Below are 268 nucleotides of genomic sequence, written 5' to 3'. Positions count from 1 at the left end.
CAGCCTGGCTGGGTCACGGCGCTCGACAACATCCCTGTCCCCACAACGCACCACAGCGCCCTGCCTCGCATCGCCAGCACCTTTCCCGGGAGGATATCGGACTCTACAACAGGGTGCCACTCAGAATCGCTGCGGCAATGCTGAAATAGATCACCAACCCGGTGACATCCACCAAGGTGGCCACGAACGGCGCCGAGGCACTGGCGGGATCGAAGCCGAAGCGTTGCAACACGAACGGCAGCATCGAGCCGGACAAGGAGCCGAAGGT

The 268-nt window shown here is 62.7% G+C and carries 1 protein-coding gene; it reads right to left on the bottom strand.

Going from position 1 to position 268, the window contains the following annotated elements; genetic code table 11:
* Positions 1-103 precede the first annotated feature (103 nt).
* Complete coding sequence (locus JDS80_RS32290; RefSeq protein ID WP_369413214.1) at positions 104-256, bottom strand: magnesium transporter; 153 nt, start codon at positions 254-256, stop codon at positions 104-106.
* Positions 257-268: the final 12 nt, after the last annotated feature.

Origin of the sequence: Bacillus cereus group sp. N8 (genome assembly GCF_016483685.1) — a bacterium.
Taxonomy (GTDB): Bacteria; Bacillota; Bacilli; order Bacillales; family Bacillaceae_G; genus Bacillus_A; species Bacillus_A proteolyticus.
Note: the sequence above shows the minus strand (reverse complement) of the source record. Positions and strands in the feature narration are given on the sequence as shown.